This window comes from Sinorhizobium sp. NG07B, assembly GCF_002532005.1.
Taxonomy (GTDB): Bacteria; Pseudomonadota; Alphaproteobacteria; order Rhizobiales; family Rhizobiaceae; genus Sinorhizobium; species Sinorhizobium fredii_C.
This window is the reverse complement of record NZ_NWTD01000012.1, coordinates 68,673-88,818: the sequence shown is the minus strand read 5'-3', so window position 1 is coordinate 88,818 and position 20,146 is coordinate 68,673. Positions and strand designations below refer to the sequence as shown.

Here is a 20,146-nt window from a genome sequence, read left to right as displayed (position 1 = left end):
AATCCCCGAGGCAGGCGCTAGGGCTCGGTCGAGCTGCTTGCCGCAACAGTTCTACAGTAGCCCGGGCACAGACCACATGAGGAGGAGCAGCAGCAGATGACATGCATTGTCGGTCTTATTGATAATGGGTCAGTTCACATCGGCGGCGACAGCGCTGGTTCGGACGGCCGATCGCTTACCATCCGGGCCGATCGCAAGGTCTTCCGCAAGCAAGACTTCATCTTCGGATTTACGAGCTCCTTTAGATTGGGCCAGCTGTTGGCACACTCCTTCGATCCGCCGGAAAGGCATGCCAAAACAGATGTCTACGCGTTTATGGTAACTGAGTTTGTGAACGCGCTTCGCCGATGCCTTCAAGATGGCGGCTTCGCACAGAAGCGCAACGAAGCTGAGAGCGGTGGCACCTTCCTCGTCGGCTATCAGGGACGGCTCTTCAAAATCTGCACGGACTATCAGGTCGGCGAGGCGGCCGATGGCTACGACGCCTGTGGATGCGGCGAACAAATCGCACTGGGCGCGCTTTTCGCATCGGCCCACTCTCCGCCTCAGGAAAGGTTGGCGATAGCGCTCAACGCGGCCGAACGCTTTTCTACCGGCGTACGCGGCCCGTTTCACTTCGAGACGCTCGAAGCCGTTGAGTGAAGAGGTCCATGCTCACGCCCGCCGCGCGGCACACCAGGTCTCTGCTAGCCTTCCAGCAGTGCCTGTCGCACCTGACGGGCCTTCGCTCGCATCTCTGCAGCCAGACCGCCGGGGGCGCAAGCCCCGACGGCAAGGCGTTCTTCCGCACTAACCCTCAACCAGGTGAGGAAATTGCGTTCTTTCCAAGGCCGGAAACAGGTCATAACAGTGCGAACACAGGCGCACGCAGCGCAGCTTTTCAGCCGATCTCGCCGGATTACGCTCATGATCTTGCGCAGGGTGTTGCGACGTCAGCCGGTAGCAAGTGCCGGCGCGAGAAAGTGCATCTCGTGACGTCCGGCACAAGCTGCAGCAACCCGTCGAGGATGACTTGACCGCGCGGCGGAGGGCGAGCCGAGGCACAGTCCAGCAGTTCAGGCAAACCCCAAAACCGTACTTTGTTGCAAAGTCTTGGCCGGCGACCGGTTTGTGTCCCATGTGTGACGATGTCGGACATCGGACACAAATGTCAGAGGCGTTACGTTGTTTGCAAACGGTTTTTCGTTGGCACGGCAGATGCGTGATTGCCCGCCGAACGCATCCGTCGAAGGGAACCCAACGCATGATCACGCTCACCGAGAATGCCGTCGCCGTCATGAAAGCTGCTCTTTCGCGAGCCGCCGAGCCGGTGGAAGGTTTTCGCATCATGATCCAGGCGGGCGGCTGCGCAGGCTTCAAATACCTGATGGGGCTGGAAAGCTCGCCGCGCGAGGACGACGCCGTGATTGAGGCCGACGGAGTAAAGGTGTTCGTAGACGTCGCATCGCAATTGCAAGTCGCTGGCATGACCGTCGACTTCGTCACGGGGGGCGAATCCTCCGGATTTGTTTTCGACAATCCAAACGCGCAGGAGACCTGTGCGTGCGGAAAGTCCTTTGGCTGATCACCTGCCACAAGTGAGAAGAGCCATGGGAAACAATTGCGAAATGGTCGAAGGATATTTCTTCGACGAGGTGAAGGCCGGCGTTCCTGAGGTCACTAAGGTCGGCGCCATCTCCTGCGGCAATAGGCTTGACCTGATGACAAGAGTCGATCCCGGTGCGGAAGCGATCACTGCCGCGAAATCCCATTTGTTGCGCTGCAGCTCTGCGATCGCCGTCTTGTCGGAATTTGCCGACCGCATCGTCGGGACGACTGCCGGCGACGCGTGTCGCCTCACGCATCGGGAGACGGCAGGGTTTATTGACAGGATGCTGCAGGAGGGGATGCACCGTCCCGCAATGCGAATTGATGCAAAGGCCAGATTCCGCGGTATGGGCCGCATCTGGCCTCGCGAGCGAGGCGCCCCAGCGTGCAAAAGCTTCAGCGTTGATGAAGGGGTGATCATCAGGACATCCGCCCCAACTGTCTCACCACCAGCCGGCAAGTCACTCACGACACGAAGCCTCGTGGCAACGGAGTCACGTCTCCCAAAGCATTGGAGGAAATGTTTGTCGGGGGCCGTGCAGCAATGTTCACCGAAGCCCTCACTGCGTGAGAGAAGGCGTGTGCGCAAAACAAAGACCCCCGTCGATGCAAATCCAAATCGCAACACTGTCAAGGGGATGCATTCACCTGAGACCTGCCGTGACCGCGACACTCGTGATGTCAGCGGTGTTCAGGCTCCCTCAGCTCACCGCGAGCCTCGGTCGCGTGTCTGGTCGCCTCGGTCACCATTGATCGCACGCGCAACCAATGGGGTCGAGCACACAAATGTTCACGTTGCTCCCCGCTGGCCGAGAATGCGTCCATGAGATCCATCTATCTCGACAACAACGCAACGACACGTGTCGATCCTGAAGTGGTTGAAGAAATGCTGCCTTTCTTCACGGATCAATTTGGAAATCCTTCTTCAACGCACGCGTTTGGCTCCTCCGCCGGCGTGGCTGTGAGAAAAGCGCGCCGGCAGCTGCAAGCGCTGATCGGCGCAGAGTTCGATTCCGAGATCGCGTTCACCTCAGGCGGGACGGAAAGCGACAATGCAGCGATCCTTTCGGCGCTTGAGGTGATGCCTGAGCGCAAGGAGATCGTGACTTCCGCTGTCGAGCATCCGGCCGTGCTAACGCTCTGCGCGGATCTTGAGAAGACACGCCGCGTCAAGGTACATAGGATCCCAGTTGATCGCCTTGGCAGGCTTGACCTCGACGCGTACAAGGCTGCGCTCAGCCCGCGCGTGGCAATCGTCTCGATCATGTGGGCGAATAACGAAACGGGTACGATCTTTCCCGCAATCGAACTCGCAAATCTAGCAAAGGAGGTCGGCGCCCTTTTTCATACCGACGCAGTCCAGGCCGTCGGCAAGGTTCCAATCGACCTCAAGTCAACTGCAATCGACTTGCTTTCGCTCTCAGGCCACAAGCTGCACGGCCCGAAAGGGAGCGGCGCACTTTACATAAGGCGTGGCGTGCCCTTCCGCTCGCTGATCAAGGGAGGGCACCAGGAAAGGGGCAGGCGTGCGGGTACAGAGAATACGCCTGGCATAGTCGGGCTCGGCAAGGCAGCCGAACTCGCCTTGAAATTCATGGACGATGAGAACACACGGGTTAAATCGCTGCGAGACCGCTTGGAGAAAGGTGTTCTCCAGCGTGTTCCCTACGCCGTCGTCACCGGCGACCCGCTGGAGCGCTTGCCGAATACTGCGAGCATCTCCTTCCACCAGGTCGAAGCCGATGGCATGCTGTTTCTCCTCAGTCGCTACGGGATTTCCTGTTCCTCCGGCTCCGCTTGCAGCTCCGGCTCGCCGGAACCGAGCCATGTCTTGAAGGCAATGAACTACCCTGATAGCGCGGCACAGGGGACAATCCGCTTCTCCTTCTCACGCCACAACAACGAGGAGGATGTGGACCGGGTGCTCGAGGTGATACCCGGGATAGTCGAGAAGTTGCGCGACATACCCCGGTCTGGATCGACTCCGGAAACCCGACGATCTGATCTTCGCTGAGGGGAAGAGGCGGCCCCGGTTCATGAAACGGCAGATCTTTCTCAACGATACGACCATGCGCGACGGTGAGCGGGCTCCTGGCGTCGCCTTCACCACGGCAGAAAAGTTGGGACTGGCCGAGTCGCTCGCTGCAGCCGGCGTCTGGGAGATCGAGATCGGCAGCCCAAGCATCAGCCCCGACGAGATCGAAACGATTCGCGCGGTGGTCGCATTGGGTCTCCCCGTCCGGCTCGTGGCCTGGTGCCGGATGACGTCAGAGGATCTCGACGCAGCAATTGAATGCGGGGTGCCCGCCGTCAATCTGTCCCTGCCCGCATCGGACATCCAACTGAGCGGCAAGCACGGCCTTGATCGGGTAGGAGCGCTTGAAATCGTCGAGAGGATGGTCGGGCGCGCAGCCGACCGAGGCCTCTTCGTGGCAGTGGAATGCGAGGATGCATCGCGCGCCGATCGAGCTCATCTCGCCCATGTAATCGAAACGGCTGGGCGCGCAGGCGCAAGCCGCGTCAGGCTGACCGACACGATCGGAGTTCTCGACCCCTTTTCGACGTTCGATCTTGTCTCCGAGTTGGCGTCACAGTTCCTGATGGATCTGGAATTTCATGGCCGCAACGACTTCGGCCTTGCTGCCGCCAACACACTGGCGGCGATCCGCGCGGGGGCGCGTCATGCCTGCGTCACCGTCGGCGGTCTGGGCGAACGCGCCGGCAATGCCGCGCTCGAAGAGGTCGCTGCTGCACTGGCTGTGCTCGAGGGCGAAAATACCGGCATTGCTCTCAAAGCGTTACCCGAGCTCGCCGCCCACGTGGCGCGCGTTATCGGTCGTCGGATACCAGCCATCAACCCGGTGGTCGGCGCAGATATCTTCACTCATGAAACCGGCCTGGATGTAGCAGAGCTCAAGGCGCCCGGCCCTTGCCAAGGGCTCGATCCGGCTCTCGTTGGCCGCCACCGCCAGATTGTCATCGGCAAGCATTCCGACGCCACTGCCATTGCACATGTGCTGAAAGGAAAAGGGCGCGAACTTGACCCGGATCTGACAGCCGCGATCCTCTCCCGCGTCCGCTCCCAGGCGTCCAAGATCAAATCGACCATCACTGAAACCCAACTGGTCAAGCTTTACGACGAACTGTGTCGTGCAGCGTCAGACCGATACCTTGGAAGCGAGTGAGCCGGGCGATGTCATTTCACTCCACCAGTTTCGTCCATATGGCAGCCGGTGCGCGGTGAAGAGGCGTTCCGTGGTCTCCAATGAGCATGAGCCGCAGAGTTCCGCCCAGTCGCGCTCCGGCGCGCTTACCGGTTCCAGCGCCGCCCGTATGTTTCGTGTGGCAAACCTCGCCGATCGTTCGCTGGCGCTCGGACTTACGTCAGCCCAGCAGCACTCGAAACCACCTTTTTGTCGACCCCGGGAGAATGCAATGTGCAAGTGCTCTAATAGGACTGACCATATTGATACCAATGACATCCTCGCGCGGCTGAAGGGCCTGTCGGCTGCAGAGGAGTTCTTTGCGGTGCTTGGCGTCTCATATGACCCGAAAGTGCTCGACGTCTCGCGACTCCACATCATGAAGCGTATGGGCCAATACCTCGCCGAAGAGGACTTCTCCGGCCTGCCCGATCAGGTGATTGCGGCCCGGGCCCACGCCATGCTCGAACGGGCCTACGAGGATTTCGCGACTTCATCCCCCCTTAAGCACCGGGTCTTCAAGGTGCTCAAGGATCATGATCCGGACAATCCCACCACACCGGTCCGCGCCTTTGTCCCGTTAGACTTAGTCCTGAAACCGTTCGGGAGGGAATGAGCCCGTCGCAGTTGCGACAAGATGCTGTCCAGAATCCGACAATCAGTCACGGCGCAAACACCTCTTGTCCGGAAATCTACATTCCTTTCAAACGTATAGGAGAGGGCGGAGCGTCTGGCACAAATGATGCTACCAAGCAGATGAGTTCCATGCGCGCCATACAAATTGGAGGGAGTAAGACACCGCTATGCACATCGTAATCTGTATCAAGCAGGTGCCGGACTCCGCACAGATACGAGTCCATCCGGTGACGAACACGATCATGCGTCAGGGGGTGCCAACCATCATCAACCCCTATGACCTGTTCGCCCTTGAAGAGGCCCTCAGATTGCGCGACTGCCATGGCGGCGAGGTCACTGTGCTTACCATGGGGCCGCCCATGGCAGAGGACGCATTGCGCAAGGCGCTCACTTACGGCGCCGACCGCGCCGTCCTTTTGACCGACCGGTATTTTGCCGGCTCCGATACCCTGGCGACCTCATTCGCTCTTTCTCAGGCCATTGCGAAGATCGGAGAGACCTTCGGTATGCCTGACATCGTCTTCACGGGCAAGCAGACGATCGACGGCGACACCGCCCAGGTTGGGCCCGGCATCGCCAAGCGCCTCGACCTTTTGCAGCTCACTTACGTCGCGAAGATCGTCTCGATCGATCTCGATGCGCGCGCGATCACAGTGGAGCGCCGCTCGGAAGGAGGCACGCAGACGCTGATGAGCAAGCTCCCGTGCCTCATCACCATGCTGGAAGGCACCAACGAGATCCGCCGCGGCTCGCTCGACGACGCGCTCCGCGCCGCGCGCAGCCAGATCGTGAAGTGGAACGCGGCCGACGCCGGCATTGAGGACCTCACCAAATGCGGCCTGCGCGGTTCTCCAACCGTCGTCAAACGCGTCTTTGCCCCTACTGCGCGGGACGAAAAGGCAGAGCAGATCGATACCACCGAAAAGACGCCCCGCGATCTTGCTGAAGAGTTGATCGCCGGGATCTTCTCGCGCCAGCCGGCGCTGGAAGACGAACTCGCCTTCGACGGCGACGATTGAAGGCAGGAGAGCCGATTTTGGACACGAAACGAGACACCCCTCCTCCAGCCGCTGGCCGGGCCGGCATGAAGAAGGAGCTCCCCGAGCATTTCAAGGATTATCGGCACGTTTGGGTCTTCATCGAGCTGGAACGCGGCCAGGTTCATCCGGTCTCCTTCGAGCTGCTCGGCGAAGGCCGCAAGCTCGCTGACAAGCTGGGCGTCGAGCTCGCCGGCGTCGTTCTAGGACCGCCGGGGGAGGCTACCTGGCATGCCGTCGCCGAGGCCTTCGCATATGGCGCCGACCTTGCCTACATCGTCGAGGCACCTCTGCTCGCCGACTATCGCAACGAGCCTTTCACCAAAGCAATGACGGATCTTGTCGAGACCTATAAACCGGAGGTGCTGCTTTTAGGTGCGACGACGCTCGGCCGCGATCTTGCGGGCTCCGTGGCGACGACCCTGTTGACAGGGCTAACCGCCGACTGCACCGAACTCGATGTGGACACCGACGGCTCGCTTGCCGCGACACGGCCGACTTTCGGCGGCTCCCTGCTCTGCACGATCTACACGCTCAACTGCCGCCCGCAGATGGCCACAGTGCGGCCAAGGGTAATGGCCATGCCGGAGCGAATGAACAAGCCGGTCGGTCGTGTCATTCAACACGAAGTGCCTATGGCCGAGGAAGAGATCGTCACCAAGGCACTCGGCTTCCTGTCCGACGGCCAGTCGTTGAACGCCAACCTCGCCTATGCCGACGTCGTGGTTGCCGGGGGCCTTGGTCTCGGTGCGGCGGAGAACCTGAAGCTCGTGAAAAATCTCGCACGGGTGATTGGGGCCGAATATGGCTGTTCGCGCCCGCTGGTCCAGAAGGGCTGGATGCCGGCTGATCGGCAGATCGGCCAGACGGGCAAGACTATCCGGCCGAAGCTCTACATAGCGGCCGGAATATCGGGCGCCATCCAGCACCGGGTTGGCGTCGGGGGAGCTGATCTCATTGTAGCGATCAATACCGACCCGAACGCGCCGATCTTCGATTTCGCTCACCTCGGCGTCGTAACCGATGCGATCCGCTTCCTGCCGTCGTTGACGGAAGTCTTCACCCATCGGCTGTCGCCGCACAGTCGCGACAAGCTTGCGAACTGAGGAATACGGGCCATGAGCGAGGAAAAGTTTGACGCCATAGTTATCGGGGCCGGTATGGCCGGCAACGCGGCCGCTTACACGATGGCGAGCCGCGGCCTCAAGGTGCTGCAGCTGGAGCGCGGCGAATACCCGGGTTCCAAGAATGTCCAGGGCGCCATCATGTACTCGAACATGCTGGAGAAAATCATCCCGGACTTTCGGGATGATGCGCCATTGGAGCGGCATCTGATCGAGCAGCGGTTCTGGATGATGGACGACACATCCCACATCGGGATGCAGTACCGGTCGGATGACTTCAATGAGTCAAGACACAACCGCTATACGGTCATTCGCGCCCAGTTCGACAAGTGGTTTTCGCGCAAGGTGCGCGAGGCGGGAGCCACGGTTCTTTGCGAGACGACGGTGACGGAGCTCGCCCGCGACGGCGACGGAAAGGTGATCGGCGTTCTTACCGACCGCATCGGCGACATGATCCTTGCGGACGTGGTCGTTCTTGCAGAAGGGGTCAATGGGCTTCTCGGCACGCGGGCTGGCCTGCGTGAAACACCAAAGCCTCAAAACGTGGCGCTCGCTGTAAAGGAGATGCATTTCCTGCCCGAAGAGGTGATCGACCAGCGGTTCGGCCTGAAGGCAAACGAAGGCTGCGTGATCGAGGCAGCCGGCACCATTTCCCGCAGCATGGCCGGACTCGCCTTCCTCTATACCAACAAAGAGTCGATCTCGATCGGCATCGGCTGCCTTGTATCTGACTTTGCCGCGACAATGGAGAGCCCTTATGAGCTGCTCGAAAGCTTCAAGAAACATTCGTCCATCCAGCCGCTGATCGCGGGTTCGGAGGTCAAGGAATATGCCGCTCATCTCATTCCGGAGGGTGGGTACAAGGCCATCCCGCAGCTCTTCGGCAACGGCTGGGTCGTCGTAGGCGACGCAGCGCAGCTCAACAATGCGGTGCACCGCGAGGGATCCAACCTCGCCATGACGTCGGGGCGCCTCGCCGGTGAGGCTATCTTCCTGGTCAAGAAAGGCGGGCGGCCAATGACGAAGGAAAACCTCGCCCTCTACAAGTCAATGCTGGACAAGTCCTTCGTCATCAAAGACATGAGGAAATATAAGGATATGCCTGCCCTTCTTCACACGAATTCCCGGAATTTCTTCACGACTTATCCGCAGTTGCTGTCGCAGGCAGCGCAGACTTTCATGCGTGTCGACAGCACCCCGAAGCTCGACAAGGAACGGGCAACCACGGCCGCCTTCATCAAGGCTCGTTCGCGGTGGGGGCTCGTTAGTGACGCGGTCCGCTTGGCACTCGCCTGGCGCTGAAGGAGGATGAGATGACGATTGCAGTCACCAACTTACGCGTAGAGGACAAGCTCTACCAGAACCGCTATGTTGTCGACTCAGGACGCCCGCACATCAAAGTGCGACCGCACCAGTGGCCGAGCGCGAATCTCTTCGCCCTGACGAGCATCTGCCCGGCCAAATGCTATGAGTTGAATGACAACGGCCAAGTGGAGATCACCGCCGACGGCTGCATGGAATGCGGCACATGCAGGGTCCTGTGCGAGGCTAGTGGTGAGATCGAGTGGAATTACCCGCGAGGCGGCTACGGCGTCCTCTTCAAGTTTGGATGACGAGGCTCGCGCGCGCGTATCGGAACCAGCATTCGCTTGTTTAGGTTGTCGAAAAACTTGCACAGGAGGACCTTGGAGTCCTATGCTTCCAGAGTTCAGAGGAAAAGGTCGCTTGGGAGGAGCACCTGACAACCAGTGAGGAGTTTCAATGGCTCAAATGCTGCACGGTGCGTTCCCCGAAGGAAGGCGGTCTGAATCAGCCAAAAAAACCAAGGGGAATATCTTCGTCAGCGGAATTTACCAGATATCGAAAGTCCTGACCGCGCCCACCCGGCTGGAGATCACGCTCACCAATGTCGTGAACATCCTCTCCTCCATGGTGGAAATGCGTTACGGAGCAATCGTCATCCTGGAAGATGGAACCGAGCCCGAAATTATCGCGACTGCGGGCAATACACCCTCACCTCAATCCGGCGGCGGCCGAGTTATATCGCAGGCCGCAATAGACGAAATCGTTGCTACCGGGGCGCCGGTCGTCATAGAGGATCCCAGCACGTCGGAGCTCTATCAGGGTGATCTGACGTCTTCGAGCGGCGGCACCATACCAGGTGCCTTTATCGGCGTTCCAGTAAAGGCCGAGCGCAAAATTCTTGGAACACTATCGATCGTTCGTGTCAGTGACGACGCCACTAACCTCACCTATGACGAGGACGTAGGCTTTCTCACAATGGTTGCCAACCTTGTCGGCCAGAGCATCTCGCTCCATCGCGCCTTTGGCCTGGATCGTCAGCGGTTCACGCAGGAGCAACGCAGAGGCGAGAAATCTGACGTCGGTAAGAGAAACGACGTCGGCGGGCGTCTGCCTGCCAAAATCGATTGGATCGTCGGGGAAAGTGCCGCTGTGAAGGAGGTGCTCGCAACCGTCTCGGCCGTGGCCCCCACCAATACCACGGTACTCCTGCGGGGCGAAAGCGGCACCGGCAAGGAAGCCTTTGCACAGGCCATCCATGAGCTCTCACCTCGAAGGACGAAATCTTTCATCAAATTGAACTGCGCCGCACTGCCTGAAACTGTTCTGGAGTCGGAGCTCTTTGGCCACGAGAAGGGTGCCTTCACCGGAGCTATCTCACAGCGCGCGGGCCGTTTCGAACTGGCAAACGGCGGAACACTGTTGCTTGACGAGATCGGCGAGATCTCCCCTGTATTTCAGGCCAAGCTGTTGCGCGTCTTGCAGGAAGGTGAATTGGAGCGGGTTGGCGGCACCAGAACACTAAAGGTCGACGTTCGTCTCATATGCGCCACCAACAAGAATCTCGAAATGGCTGTCGCCAATGGCGAGTTCAGGGCTGATCTTTATTACCGCATCAATGTAGTGCCAATTGTATTGCCGCCGCTCAGGGATCGACCCGGCGACATTTCTCGTCTTGCGAAAGTTTTCCTCAAGCGATTCAACAAGGAGAATGGCCGCGAACTTACATTCGCGCCGTCGGCGCTTGACCTGGTCTCGCAGTGCCGCTTCCCCGGCAACGTCCGTGAGCTTGAAAACTGCGTGCGACGGACGGCAACTCTCGCGCAGTCAGGGACCATCGGTCCGTTGGATTTCGCCTGCAAGAACAGCCAGTGCCTCTCTGCGCGTCTGTGGAAGGGAGCTGACGGTTCTATCGGCGACAATGCCATCGATGAGCTCGCCAGAGAGAGCACAATGTCGGCTGGATCCCCGTTCGCGGCCAGGCGCGCCGGCGCCGCTCTCGGCGAGGTCTCCTCCAAAGCCTGCGATCCGAACGATCCTGCCTGCCCCGCAATCGGTGCGCGTCTGACCGAGCGGGAACGGCTGATCGACGCGATGGAGAAATCCGGGTGGGTTCAGGCCAAAGCGGCTCGCCTCCTCGGCCTCACGCCACGTCAGGTTGGTTATGCTCTCCGCCGGCATCAAATCGAGGTGAAGAAGTTCTAAGCCCTGGTGACACGACCTGCCCTCCTCCCGCCGCGCTTGAGGCGAGCGCCATCTTACCGGTGTCTGTCTATTGTCGAATGCCTGACAAATCTATGTCGGGTCGCAAATGGAGGGAACCGGACAAAATAGCTAATCCGTTGAAAAAATCAGCTCTTTTCATTGGCATGGCGCTTGCTTTTTGAACCGCGACGTTAAGCAGCAACGGAGCCTTCAATGTCCCCACCAATGATTTCGCTCAAGAGCCTGACCAGCACGACAACCATGAACCAACTGCTGGCCACAGCGAAGTCCAGTGCTTGCGCCGCCTCATCGTGCGGTACGTCCGCAAAGCCGCACGACGTCGAGCCGGCTGTCTGGGAGAAGATCAAGGACCATCCCTGCTATTCAGAAGAAGCGCACCACTATTTCGCGCGCATGCACGTCGCGGTCGCACCAGCCTGCAACATCCAGTGTAACTACTGCAATCGTAAATATGACTGCGCCAACGAAAGCCGGCCAGGGGTCGTCTCGGAAAAGCTGACGCCTGACCAGGCGCTCAGAAAGGTCGTTGCGGTCGCCAATGAAGTCCCGCAGCTTTCCGTGCTCGGCATCGCCGGACCAGGCGATGCCTGTTATGACTGGAAGAAGACAAAGGCAACATTTGAACGGGTGGCCAGAGAGATCCCCGATATCAAGCTGTGTCTTTCAACCAACGGTCTAGCGCTGCCCGACCATGTCGGCGAGCTTGCTGACATGAATGTTGATCACGTGACGATCACCATCAACATGGTCGATCCGAGAGTCGGCGCGAAGATATACCCATGGATTTTTCATGACCACCGCCGCTTTACCGGGCTAGAAGCCGCCAAAATCCTACATGAGCGGCAGATGCTGGGTCTGGAAATGCTGACGGCGCGGGGCATCCTCACCAAGGTCAATTCGGTTATGATCCCCGGCGTCAACGACGAGCACCTCATCGAGGTGAACAGATGGGTCAAGGATCGCGGCGCGTTCCTGCACAACGTGATGCCGTTGATTTCCGACCCGGCGCATGGCACGCATTATGGCCTGACCGGGCAGCGCGGCCCGCGGGCGGCCGAACTGAAGGCCCTTCAAGATCGTCTTGATGGGGGTGCGAAGCTGATGCGCCATTGTCGGCAGTGCCGGGCCGATGCAGTCGGCCTGCTCGGGGAGGATCGCGGTCAGGAATTTACCGTCGATCAGATCCCGGATGAGGTCGGCTACGACGCCAGCAAGCGCGAGGCCTATCGGGAGGTGGTGGCTCGCGAGCGAGGCGATCACGTGGCTGCCAAGAAGGAGGCGATCGGAGTGATCAAAGCGGCGGGCTCGAACGGACCGCTTCTTTTCGCAGTGGCAACGAAGGGCGGCGGCCGAATCAATGAACACTTCGGACATGCAAAGGAATTCCAGGTCTATGAAGCGTCGGCGAGTGGTATCAACTTCGTCGGGCATCGCAAGGTAGAGCAGTATTGCCGCGGCGGCTTTGGTGAGGAGCATGCGCTCGAAACCCTCATCGCCGCGCTCGAAGGCATAGATATCGTCCTGTGCGCCAAAATCGGAGATTGCCCCAACGATCAGCTCAGGGAAGCCGGAATCCGAGCAATTGACGATTATGGCTATGACTACATCGAGACGGCCATCAGCGCACTTTATGCCGAAGAGTTTGGGGCCGAACCACTTACGGCCACTGCTTGAGCCCGGATTCCAACCGAACGAGGAGCTGAAAATGGCCTTCAAAATCATTGCATCCCAATGCACCCAGTGCGGCGCCTGCGAGTTCGAATGTCCCTCCGGCGCGATCAAGTTCAAGGGCGAGGCCTACGTGATCGATCCGAACAAGTGCACCGAATGCAAGGGAGCTTTCGAGTTGCAGCAATGTGCCTTCGTATGTCCAGTGCCAAAGACCTGCGTTCCCGCTCCAGCATAGTCGGGATATCCCCCCGGCGCTCGTTGCACCCGTTTATCGATATCATGCAGTCCAAAACCGAAAGAACGCAATGGACCTGTCACGCGAACAGGAGGTCGAGATCCGCAAGCCGCCGCTCTTCATGCCCGGTCAGCGGGTCCGTGCTACACGCCACGTAAAGAATGACGGCACCTATCCGGGCAAAACCATCGGGGAAAACCTGGTGCGGAAAGGCGACGAAGGCTATGTGCGCGACATCGGTACCTTTCTGCAGCAGTTCTACATCTATGCCGTCGAATGGATCGATCGCGGCACCGTTGTCGGCATGCGGGCGCGTGAACTGACGAGCACTGAGAAAGCCGCCACTGTCGTCAGCGAAGGAACAGCACGATGAAGGTAATGATCCGCAGAACCAGCGCCGGCTTGTCGGCCTATGTTCCTAAGAAGGATCTCGAGGAGCCGATCATCAAGGTCGAGAATGAAGACCTGTGGGGAGGGGCTGTAACGCTCAAGAACGGCTGGCGGCTCGCCCTCCCTGACCTGCCGCGCGATACGCGCCTGCCGATCACCGTCGAGGCCAGGAGGATTTTCGACGACGACTGATGCTGCAGATAGGTCAGGATAGGCGGCAAGAGGAAGCAGCATGAATACCATCGTGACCACCCCCGACCGTCTCCCTTTTTTGCGCAACAGCGATGCGGAAAAGCGGCTTGATCTGCTGAAGGAAGCACTCGCCGCCGATGCGATCGTTCCCTATCTCGGTCCGGGTCTACTACGGCTGAGCTCTGCGGCGCCGACTGTACCGCATGAGCCGGAAGCCGTCGCGGCGGCACTCAACACGCGGGCGCCAGCCCCTTCCAGAATACGCACCAATATGTGGTCGGTCGCGCAATTCATTGAACAGCGCCGGCATCGCCGGACGCTTCAAACCTGGATGGCCGATATATTCGCATCGCCGGTGGCGCCGACCATTCTGCATGCCTGGCTCGCAACGCTGCCCCTCTCCCTCATCATCGATAGCTGGTACGACGCAACAATGCGGGCGGCCCTTGCTGAGACTGATCGAACGGATGTGGTTGAGATACAAGGCGTCACCAGAGCAACCGGATACGGCGACATCTGGACGAAAACCTACGATTTGTCCGGGAGGGAACTCGGAATGGGATCGGCGGCAAAGACGGTTCTCTACACGCCTCACGGCAGCGTCAGGCCGGCGGCAAATTTTCTCGTCTCAGATTCCGACTATGTCGAAGTGCTGACCGAGATAGATATTCAGACGCCGATCCCTGAAGCGGTGAAGGAGCGGCGCACCAATAGGGGCTTCTTCTTCATCGGCTGCCGCTTCAACGACCAGATGCTGCGCACCTACGCCCGACAGATCATGAAGCGCTCCAACGGCCCACGTTTTGCGGTGCTCGATGCGGCAGCGCTGACCAACAACGAACGCCGTTTCCTTGCAGCAAGCGCTATCACGCTCATCGACGTGCCGACTGGCGAAGCTGCGGCTCGGCTTGTCGAATGAGAAAAGTGCAGCCAAGGAGTGCTGCGGAAACGAAGCATCCATAAGGCGTCCATCGGGCGGCGGATACTTGAGCGACGTTGCAGGCGCATTTGCCGTGGACGTCGATAATCTCGGCTATTGAGACTAAGGTGGGGAGGGTAGCGTGCTAGGGTAGTCTGAGACGTCTCATTACCTCACGTGGGGAGGCCATGCGGGATGCCTCCTGAAACAACACGTCTCGCATCCAGAGGCTCGCCTGATCGCTATTGTGGAGGGCGGGCCATTGGACGGCCTGGTTGAATGCGGGCATTGGTAGCGGAAGTTCTACGATCTGCAGGGGAATAGTTTTTGCGAGCTGCTTGACAAGGCGTAAGGGCATCGTCGCTATGCGCTGGGTCCCTGAAAGCATGAACGGAACCATGCTAAAGCCCTGCACGACAACCTCGATCTGTCTCTTAAGCCCGTGCTCAAGCAAATACCATTCCTCAATGGAAGGCGTCCGGGCATTTCCGAACTTCACTACAACGTGCCCCATCGACATGTATCTCTCGAATGTAAGTCGCTCTGACAGTTGCTTGTTCGTGCGACAGCCCACGCACACGAGAGTTTCCTCGAACAGTGTCGCCCTAGGATGCGCGCCCGACATGAACAATTCCGGAAAGATGAGGAAATCAGCCTCACCGCGCCGCAGGCAATCATCGTAGTTGTCGGCGAGAGGCAGCAACTCGAAGCAGACGCCGGGCGCCTCCCGGGCGACACGCTTCACGACCTTTTCAAAAAAGACGAGCGCGGCGTAATCGGAAAGAATGACTTTGAAGCAGCGATCCGATTGGGCTGGGCAAAACGGCTCCCAGGAAATGATGGAGATTTGGATGTTAAGCAGGGCCTCGCGCACTGCGGGCGCGAGCCGTTCCGCACGCGGGGTCGGAACGAGTTCGCGGCCAACCATGGTAAAAAGGTCGTCATTGAAATAGGTGCGCAACCTGCCGACGGCCGCGCTCATGGCCGGCTGGCTCAGGTTAATGGTGCGTGCCGCCGCCGTGAGATTACGCTCCGCCATCAGGGCGTCGAGTGCGACGAGGAGATTTAGATCAAGGCCCTTGAAGCGCATGTCTTCATCTACCCGTCGCGAGGTGTCGAGAAGGGTGACGAGGCTTGGCAGGCAAAAGCTTGCCTTCTTCCCAGCGTATCCGCTTCCGACATGGAATTCGTTTTAAGCAAAAGAAATGAAGGGCCATGAGCACGATCGAGCTGACTGCATAGAAGAATGGGCAGGTGACGTTAAAGCCGGCTGCAGAGCGGCTTTGAATCGTGATTGCCGCCACCCACTCGACGGACGCCGGGCAAAGCCGCCGATCTCATCAGCCTGCACCACCTGAGGGGGCATGCTGACCTAGCGAAGTCGGGATCTGTGCGAGCACACATTGGCCTGTCGCATGCGCGATTTTGTGCTTCCGGTTCCAATGGGAAAGCAGGGTGAGATGCGGTAGACCACAGTGCTTCAGCCTCCGACGACGCCCCAAAGTCTGGGACTGGGCAGAGGGGAAGATCAACGACACAACAAGCCTTGTGCCAGCAGCGCCGACAAAGAGCCCGAGCGTTACAGCGAAAGCCAGAAGAGCATTGTCATTCATTTCTGTGGCGCCTCGCTTGATGCTCTATGTTGAAATTGAACCAGAAGTGCACTTTCGACACCTTGTCGTTCGGGACACCGAAGAACCAGGGATTCGAGCGACACGGCCTGCGCTTGCAGGACATCAGGGGAAAGTTCCAGCGCCTCAGCATGCAACTACGGAGCTCGACGACGATTTTTGAGAAGAAACCAGGGAAGACTCCGCCGCCCTTGGCCGAGGCAAAAGAACAACCGGCGTGCACACGTCGTCGGAATTGAGGACATTTTCGTCGTGCGCAATGACAACGCTGAGCATCGGCATCTTACCCCTGCGGCTTCTCTAAAATGGAGCCTGGTTCGCCTCCTCCTACCGGCCACGGCCGGAGCGGGACATGATTGAGGACGGAGCGGATTACAATCCCGGCCATCCAGTGTTGGAATCATGCACGACTGGGAGGTCTGGTCGTGCAGGCGGGCCTCAGTGCCCAGGTCTTCGTCAATGCAGCATTACGCGAGATCGGTAAAATCGATTGTATGGATGGACCCCATTCTCGTTATGGATGATGAACGCAAGCAGCGGCCGCCGGTGCTGAGAAGAACAATGGGCACCGGAACGCTGCCGACCACAGATGGTCCCTGAAACGAAAACAGAGCGCACGATCGAAAGGCAAATGGCCTTCACTGGATCGGAAGATTTTGCATCCGGACGGATGCACGTTCGTCCCAGTACGCAAAGGAGATGCGGCTATCGCGCACAGCGAAGACGCCACATCCTCGCCGGCCGGATGGATCGCGCCATTCGAGTACTGCGCTAGCACCTATTTCGTATATGACCTCTGGAACGCAGGTCATTCCCGCAACCGCGAAATCCTGCTCAAACATTTCCTGGATTGCAGAGCGACCTTCGACAGAACGCTGCTTTGCTGGAAGGTGCAGGGCATCTTCTCGATACAGTTCTGCAAGGGCGACCGCGTCACGCCTGTTGAAGCGTCTAATCCACTCTTCGACGATTTCACGCGGCTTCATCGAGAATGTTCCATCTGCCGGCTAGGATCATTGGAGCACGCCTGAAGTACGACTCCTTGACCGTGATGAGGAGCACTCAAGAACGCCTCGTCAGTGTTCAAGAACGTTGGACCCGCACGCCCTTGCAAGACACCTTGGCGGGGGCCTCGTAGATACATCAGAGAATGCCGCTCCCGTATCGAGCGCTATTCGTACCAAGACTTCGCAAAGGGGTGTCATTTCTCCTCCATCCATTTGTCGAGAAAGTCCACGATCTTGAGCGCAAGGGCGACCGGGTCCTCTTTGACCGTCTTCAGATGGAGTTCCGGGTTCTCCGGCGCCTCATAGGGTGAGGAGACGCCGGTGAAATTTGCGATCTTTCCGGCAAAAGCCTTCTGATAAAGCCCCTTCGGATCGCGCCGCGCTCATTCGTCGATCGGCGTGTCGATGAAGATCTCGATGAACTCGCCCTCTTCCATCAATTCGCGCGCCATGCGGCGTTCGTCGCGGAACGGCGAGATGAAGGACACCAGAACGATCAGGCCGGCATCGGCCATAAGCTTGGCCACCTCCGCTACGCGGCGAATGTTCTCGACACGATCCTCCTCGGTAAAACCGAGATCCCGATTGAGCCCGTGGCGCACATTGTCGCCATCGAGCAGGTAGGTGTGCTTGCCGCGGGCATGCATGATGCGGTCGAGCGCGTTTGCGATCGTCGACTTGCCGGAACCGGAAAGCCCGGTGAACCAGAGCACGGCAGGGCGCTGGTTCTTCAGCGCGCTGCGCGCGCTTTTATTCACCTCAAGTGCATGCCAATGGACGTTGTCGGCGCGGCGGAGCGGGAAGTCGATCATGCCGGCGCCGACGGTGGCGTTTGTCACACGGTCGACGAAAATGAAGTTGCCGGTCGCCCTGTTGTCCTTATAGGCGTCGAAGGCGACGGGTGACTGCGTCGAGATGTTGCAGACGCCGATCTCGTTCATCTGTAGCGATTTCGCGGCTTCGCGGACGAGGCTGTTGATGTTCACCTGGTGCTTGAGGGTCGTCACCGTTGCGCTGACGCTGTCGGTTTCGGTTCTGAGGATGTAGCTCCGCCCCGGGAACATCGGACTTGCATCGAACCAGATCACATGCGCCTGGAACTGGTCGGCCACGTACGGCTGCGCGGCAGGGGGGACCAGCATGTTGCCGCGCGAGACATCGACCTCGTCGGCAAGGACGAGTGTCACGGCCTCCCCCTCCCCCGCCGCGTCGCGGCTCCCGGCATAGGTCACGATCTCCTTGACTGTGGATCGCTGGCCGGATTTGGCGACGACCACCGGATCGCCGACGGAGATATGGCCCGACGCAACCTGGCCTGCATAGCCGCGGAAGTCCGCGTTCGGCCGCATCACCAGTTGGACCGGAAACCGGAACGGCCGCTCCTTTGCGGGTGGGTCGAAATCCACTGTTTCCAGGTATTGGAGGAGTGCCAGCCCCTTGTACCACGGCGTGTTTACAGAGGCCGAGATTACATTGTCGCCGAACCGCGCCGAGATCGGGATCGGCTGGATGCTGGCAAAGCCGAGTTCCCTGGCAAAGGCCAGATAGTCGGTTGCGATCTCGTCGAAGACCTGCTGGCGGAAGTCGACGAGATCGATCTTGTTGACCGCCAGAACCACATGGCGGATGCCGAGCAGCGAGGCGATATAGGAATGACGCCGGGTCTGCTGGAGAATGCCCTGGCGGCTGTCGATCAGGATGATGGCGAGATCGGCCGTCGAGGCGCCCGTCACCATATTGCGGGTATATTCCTCGTGGCCGGGCGTGTCGGCGACGATGAATTTGCGCTTCGCCGTGGCGAAATAGCGGTAGGCGACGTCGATGGTGATCCCCTGTTCGCGCTCGGCCTCAAGGCCGTCGAGAAGCAGCGCCAGGTCGATCTCACTGCCGTTCGCCGCGCCGACGCGTCCGAGATTGGCCAATTGATCCTCGAAGATCAGCTTCGCATCATAGAGCAAACGCCCGATCAGCGTCGACTTGCCGTCGTCGACGGAGCCGCAGGTGATGAATCGAAGGATCGATTTGTTGTCGTGCTCGGCGAGATGCGCCGCCAGGTCGTGCGGCGGTATCGGAGGCATATGCGACATCAGAAGTACCCCTCCCGCTTCTTCTTTTCCATCGCCGCGACTTCGTCCGTGTCGATCAGGCGACTCTGCCGCTCCGACGTGCGCGCCGTCATGATCTCCCGCACTATGTGCGGAACCGTGGCAGCCTCGGATTCGACCGCGCCTGTCAGTGGATAACAGCCGAGCGTACGGAAGCGGACCATCCGCTCCACGACCTCTTCGCCGGGTTCGAGCGGCATGCGGCCGTCGTCGACCATGATCAGCATGCCGCCGCGGCTCACCACCGGCCGGCGCGCCGCAAAGTAGAGCGGCACGATCGGGATATTTTCCTGATGGATGTATTGCCAGATATCGAACTCGGTCCAATTGGAGAGCGGGAACACCCGCATCGTCTCACCGGCACCGACGCGGGTGTTGTAGGTCTTCCACATCTCCGGCCGCTGGCGCTTCGGGTCCCAGCCGTGCTGGGCGTTGCGGATCGAGAACATGCGTTCCTTGGCCCGCGACTTCTCCTCGTCCCGCCGCGCTCCCGCCAAAGCCGCGTCGAAGCCGTATTTCTCGAGGGCTTGCCTCAGCGCCATCGTCTTCATGACGTGGGTGTGCAGGTTGGACCCATGCGTAAAGGGATTGATACCCTGCTCGACGCCGTCCTGGTTGACATGGACGAGAAGTTTGAAGTCGCGTTCTCGCGCCATCCTATCGCGAAACTCGATCATTTCCCGGAATTTCCACGTCGTGTCCACATGCAGGAAGGGAAAGGGCGGCTTTGCCGGAAAGAACGCCTTCATCGCCAGATGCAGGAGAACGGACGAGTCCTTGCCGATCGAATAGAAGACAACCGGGTTCGAAAACGTCGCGACTACTTCTCGAAGGACATGAATGGCTTCGGCTTCAAGTCTCCGGAGATGGGAAAGAGACAT

18 protein-coding genes and 1 pseudogene are annotated in these 20,146 nt (G+C 59.4%); 15 read left to right on the top strand and 4 right to left on the bottom strand.

Annotated elements, in window-relative coordinates; all coding sequences use genetic code 11:
* The first annotated feature begins 96 nt into the window (after positions 1 to 96).
* The 15 genes from CO664_RS25810 to CO664_RS25735 all read left to right on the top strand — a co-directional run bounded on the left by CO664_RS25810 (position 97) and on the right by CO664_RS25735 (position 14,522).
* Positions 97 to 642 (top strand): hypothetical protein, encoded by a 546-nt coding sequence (locus CO664_RS25810; protein WP_018097507.1) that lies wholly within the window; start codon positions 97 to 99, stop codon positions 640 to 642.
* Between the two features lie 601 nt (positions 643 to 1,243).
* The gene (locus tag CO664_RS25805) at positions 1,244 to 1,564 is read left to right on the top strand and encodes an iron-sulfur cluster assembly accessory protein (RefSeq protein WP_097527682.1); all 321 of its coding nucleotides are present in this window, start codon (positions 1,244 to 1,246) and stop codon (positions 1,562 to 1,564) included.
* An 846-nt stretch (positions 1,565 to 2,410) separates the two neighbouring features.
* A complete protein-coding gene (gene nifS, locus CO664_RS25795) occupies positions 2,411 to 3,601 on the top strand; it encodes a cysteine desulfurase NifS (RefSeq protein ID WP_097540304.1) in 1,191 nt (396 codons plus the stop codon).
* A 22-nt stretch (positions 3,602 to 3,623) separates the two neighbouring features.
* Positions 3,624 to 4,772, top strand: coding sequence for a homocitrate synthase (locus tag CO664_RS25790; RefSeq protein WP_097527685.1), 1,149 nt, complete (start codon positions 3,624 to 3,626; stop codon positions 4,770 to 4,772).
* Between the two features lie 250 nt (positions 4,773 to 5,022).
* Positions 5,023 to 5,406, top strand: coding sequence for a nitrogenase stabilizing/protective protein NifW (nifW, locus tag CO664_RS25785; RefSeq protein ID WP_097527686.1), 384 nt, complete (start codon positions 5,023 to 5,025; stop codon positions 5,404 to 5,406).
* Positions 5,407 to 5,593: 187 nt separating this feature from the next.
* A complete protein-coding gene (locus CO664_RS25780) occupies positions 5,594 to 6,445 on the top strand; it encodes an electron transfer flavoprotein subunit beta/FixA family protein (protein ID WP_097527687.1) in 852 nt (283 codons plus the stop codon).
* Between the two features lie 65 nt (positions 6,446 to 6,510).
* Positions 6,511 to 7,569, top strand: coding sequence for an electron transfer flavoprotein subunit alpha/FixB family protein (locus CO664_RS25775; protein ID WP_097527688.1), 1,059 nt, complete (start codon positions 6,511 to 6,513; stop codon positions 7,567 to 7,569).
* Between the two features lie 12 nt (positions 7,570 to 7,581).
* Complete coding sequence (locus tag CO664_RS25770; protein ID WP_097527689.1) at positions 7,582 to 8,889, top strand: FAD-binding protein; 1,308 nt, start codon at positions 7,582 to 7,584, stop codon at positions 8,887 to 8,889.
* An 11-nt stretch (positions 8,890 to 8,900) separates the two neighbouring features.
* Positions 8,901 to 9,200: a ferredoxin family protein gene (locus tag CO664_RS25765; protein ID WP_018097515.1), complete on the top strand. Its 300-nt coding sequence runs from the start codon at positions 8,901 to 8,903 to the stop codon at positions 9,198 to 9,200.
* Positions 9,201 to 9,348: 148 nt separating this feature from the next.
* Positions 9,349 to 11,094 (top strand): nif-specific transcriptional activator NifA, encoded by a 1,746-nt coding sequence (gene nifA, locus CO664_RS25760; protein ID WP_176536676.1) that lies wholly within the window; start codon positions 9,349 to 9,351, stop codon positions 11,092 to 11,094.
* Between the two features lie 213 nt (positions 11,095 to 11,307).
* Positions 11,308 to 12,789, top strand: coding sequence for a nitrogenase cofactor biosynthesis protein NifB (nifB, locus tag CO664_RS25755; RefSeq protein ID WP_097527690.1), 1,482 nt, complete (start codon positions 11,308 to 11,310; stop codon positions 12,787 to 12,789).
* 31 nt (positions 12,790 to 12,820) lie between these two features.
* Positions 12,821 to 13,021, top strand: a complete 201-nt coding sequence (locus tag CO664_RS25750; RefSeq protein WP_018097518.1) for a 4Fe-4S binding protein — start codon at positions 12,821 to 12,823, stop codon at positions 13,019 to 13,021.
* 70 nt (positions 13,022 to 13,091) lie between these two features.
* On the top strand, positions 13,092 to 13,394 hold the full coding sequence (locus tag CO664_RS25745; protein ID WP_097527691.1) for a nitrogen fixation protein NifZ: 303 nt from the start codon (positions 13,092 to 13,094) through the stop codon (positions 13,392 to 13,394).
* A complete protein-coding gene (nifT, locus tag CO664_RS25740; protein WP_018097520.1) occupies positions 13,391 to 13,603 on the top strand; it encodes a putative nitrogen fixation protein NifT in 213 nt (70 codons plus the stop codon). Before CO664_RS25745 ends, nifT begins: the two co-directional genes overlap by 4 nt.
* 40 nt (positions 13,604 to 13,643) lie before the next feature.
* Positions 13,644 to 14,522, top strand: coding sequence for an SIR2 family protein (locus CO664_RS25735; protein WP_097527692.1), 879 nt, complete (start codon positions 13,644 to 13,646; stop codon positions 14,520 to 14,522).
* Between the two features lie 145 nt (positions 14,523 to 14,667).
* On the opposite strand, the gene nodD1 is transcribed toward CO664_RS25735, so the two are convergent.
* The 4 genes and pseudogenes from nodD1 to cysD all read right to left on the bottom strand — a co-directional run bounded on the left by nodD1 (position 14,668) and on the right by cysD (position 20,146).
* Positions 14,668 to 15,612, bottom strand: a complete 945-nt coding sequence (gene nodD1, locus CO664_RS25730; RefSeq protein ID WP_097540303.1) for a transcriptional regulator NodD1 — start codon at positions 15,610 to 15,612, stop codon at positions 14,668 to 14,670.
* A 1,179-nt stretch (positions 15,613 to 16,791) separates the two neighbouring features.
* Entirely contained in the window at positions 16,792 to 17,139 is a 348-nt protein-coding gene (locus tag CO664_RS25720; protein ID WP_097527839.1) for a nuclear transport factor 2 family protein, read from the bottom strand.
* Positions 17,140 to 17,354: 215 nt separating this feature from the next.
* Positions 17,355 to 19,247 (bottom strand): annotated as a pseudogene (cysN, locus tag CO664_RS25715) (sulfate adenylyltransferase subunit CysN).
* The gene (cysD, locus tag CO664_RS25710; protein ID WP_097527838.1) at positions 19,247 to 20,146 is read right to left on the bottom strand and encodes a sulfate adenylyltransferase subunit CysD; all 900 of its coding nucleotides are present in this window, start codon (positions 20,144 to 20,146) and stop codon (positions 19,247 to 19,249) included. The pseudogene cysN and the gene cysD overlap by 1 nt, the downstream one beginning before the upstream one ends.